This window comes from Rhizobacter sp. P3_B12 (assembly GCF_056402895.1).
Genome location: NZ_JBFUGN010000839.1, coordinates 1 through 2,739, shown reverse-complemented (window position 1 = coordinate 2,739; position 2,739 = coordinate 1). Strand labels below are relative to the sequence as shown.

2 protein-coding genes are annotated in these 2,739 nt (G+C 71.3%); both read right to left on the bottom strand.

Features of this window, described 5'->3' with window-relative positions; all coding sequences use genetic code 11:
- A partial coding sequence (locus AC1D01_RS28845) for an ExeA family protein (protein ID WP_477872530.1) occupies positions 1–1,647 on the bottom strand: 1,647 nt, incomplete at its 3' end.
- A gap of 326 nt (positions 1,648–1,973) precedes the next feature.
- Positions 1,974–2,465 carry a pilin gene (locus tag AC1D01_RS28840; protein ID WP_477872528.1) on the bottom strand — a complete coding sequence of 164 codons (492 nt, stop codon included), beginning with the start codon at positions 2,463–2,465 and terminating at the stop codon, positions 1,974–1,976.
- Positions 2,466–2,739: the final 274 nt, after the last annotated feature.

Genomic DNA, 2,739 nt, shown 5'->3' with positions numbered 1-2,739 from the left:
GTTGAGCTGCATGAAGGTGGTCGGGCCGGCCACGCCGTCGGCGGTCAGGCCCCAGGCCACCTGGAAGCTCGCGAGGCGCGCCTTCAGTGCCGCGTTGAACGGCTGCGCGGTGGCTGGTGCGCTCGCACCGTCGGCACGCGCGACCAGCCCGGCCAGCGCATCGACCGCCGGCCCGCTGTGGCCTTCGTTCAACGCCGACTGGTAGCCCGCGGGGGCGCGCCAGAAGGTGGCGAAGTCGCCGCGCCACACCTTGGCCAGCGACAGCAGCGACACCGTCTGCGAGACACCGCCGGCGCGCAGCGTGGCGGTCTGCGGCGTGAGGCCGGTCAGCAGCACGAACACCGATTGGCCGGCGTCGTCGCGCAGCAGCAGGATGCCCGGCCGGCTCAGCTGGCGGATCAGCGCCAGCGTCGCCACCGTGCGGAAGCACAGCAGGTTCTGTTGCTGCGCGCTGGCGCAGGGGTCGGCCAGGTCGGCGGCGAGCTTCCAGGCCGGGGCCAGCTCGCGCCAGGCCTCTTTCTCGGTGCGCCAGGCGGTCTTCAGGCCGTCGCGCAGGTCGAGGGACACCGCGCTGGCCGGCGGCGCGGCCGGGGTCGCGGCCGATGCGGCGGCCACCGAGGGCCGAGCCTTGTCGGGTGAACTGGCTGCCGATGCCGGAAACTGCGACGCCTGCGCGTCCGGGTTGCCGCCGAAAGGCCGACCGAGCCGCCCGTCGACCGCCCATGCCACCATGCCCAGCAGCGCCGCGGCGCCGGCCGCACCCAGCCCCCAGCGCCCCGCGTGCGCGAAGCGCGAGGCGGCCGGCAGCGTCGCGTCGTCGTCGTGCGCCGAGCCGAACACCTCGGCCGCCGCCTTCTCGACGATGCCTTCGTCGACCCGCGGCTGGCCCTGCCCGTAGGCGCCCAGCAGCGCGCGGTCGCACAGCAGGTTGATGCGTCGCGGCACGCCGCGCGAGAGCTGGAAGATGCGGTGGCGCGCCGGCCGGTCGAAGGGCAGCGCGGTGCGCATGCCGGCCACGGCCATGCGGTGGCGGATGTACTGCGAGGTTTCCTTCTCGCTCAGCGCCTTCAGGTGGTAGCGGGCGATCACGCGCTGCGCAAGCTGCTCGAGCTGCGGCCGCGCCAGCATGTCGCGCAGCTCCGGCTGGCCGATCAGGATGATCTGCAGCAGCTTGCGCTCGGTGGTCTCGAGGTTGGTCAGCAGGCGCAGCTGCTCCAGCACGTCGGGCGACAGGTTCTGCGCCTCGTCGATGATCAGCACGTTGTTCAGGCCGATCGCGTGCGTGCGCAGCAGGAAGTCGTTCAGCGGGTCGAGGTAGTCCTTGACGGTCGGCGCGCCCGCGCCCTGGTGCTGGTACGGGATGCGGAATTCCTCGCACACCGTCTTCAGCAGCTCGAGGACCGTCAGCTTCGGATTGAAGATGTAGGCGACGTTGCAGCGCTTGGGGATCTGCTCGAGGAAGCAGCGGCAGACGGTGGTCTTGCCGGCCCCGATCTCGCCGGTCAGCAGCACGAAGCCGCCGCCGCCGCGCACACCGTACAGCAGGTGGGCGAGCGCCTCGCGGTGCCGCTCGCTCATGAACAGGTAGCGCGGATCCGGGGCGATCGAGAAGGGCTCCTGCTTGAGCCCGAAGAATGGCGCGTACATGGGGGCGGGGTGACGGTGCGAGCGGCCGGTGCGGCCTCGCGCAGTCTATCCGCCGGCAGCCCGCACAGCGCGGCTGCCCAACCCCGGGTGACTAGACGAAAGAGTGGGCGAAGCCCACCAGGGCCATCGCGCCGGTCGCGAGCACGACCAGCACCCAGTTCGGCAGGAAGCCGTGCGGGGCCGGGGAACGGTGACGTTGTTTGTCAATCATGTGAACTCCATGTTTCCGGATCGCCCCGAAACCGCGGGAACGACCGCCTGGCGCGGGTTTTCCGGCCAGGCAAGCTCAATAAAGCGATCTTCGTGCCAGGGTTCGAGGCCCGCGCTCAGCGGCAGTTCACCGGCAGGAAGTTGGTCGGCACATCGGTCTTGTCGAGGCCCTTGACCGTCATCTTGGCCGGCACCGGCGCATGGCCGCAGACCCACGAGACCGGCACGACCGGGGCGTCCTCGACGACGGCCGGGCGCAGCGTCAGCGTCTTGCCGCGGATCGCGCCGTTGGCCTGGTTGCCGAAGGTGATCTGGATCGCGCCCGATTCGACCGCCACCGAACTCACCAGCGTGCTGACGATCTTGTCGCTCGCCGGCAGCCCGGCGGCGGCGTTGTCCAGCGGCAGCGTCTTGGTGGTGGCCCAGGCGGCGGCCACCGGCGCCTTGGCGATGTCGGCCAGCTTGACCGCATCGACCAGTTGCCCGCGCACCAGCCGGCCCTGCATGTTGGGCACTGCCAGTGTGGCGAGGATGGCGATGACGGCCACCACGACCATCAGCTCGATCAGCGTGAATCCGCGGGAAGGGCGGTGGGAGCGTGCGTGCATGCGGGCCTCGTAGCGATGGCGCATTCTGCCGTGGCGCGGGGGCTGCATCGGTTTCGATCGGTGACCTGCGCGGCTTGCCCTGCGGCGGCGGGCGGGTTAGAAACGCCCCCATCCGGCGCCCCTGTGCCGGCACCGCGGAGACTGCATGGTCCGATTCGACCCCGACCGCCTCGACCGTCAATACGACAACCGGGCCCGCCACCCGGAGCACCCGGCGATCTTCGAGCGGTGGGCGCGTGCGTCGGCGCTGTCGCGCGACGGGCTGTCGCGGCGC

Excerpts from the sequence above, each read along its gene's own strand:
- AC1D01_RS28840 (WP_477872528.1), bottom strand. The coding sequence starts at position 2,465 with ATGCACGCACGCTCCCACCGCCCTTCCCGCGGATTCACGCTGATCGAG.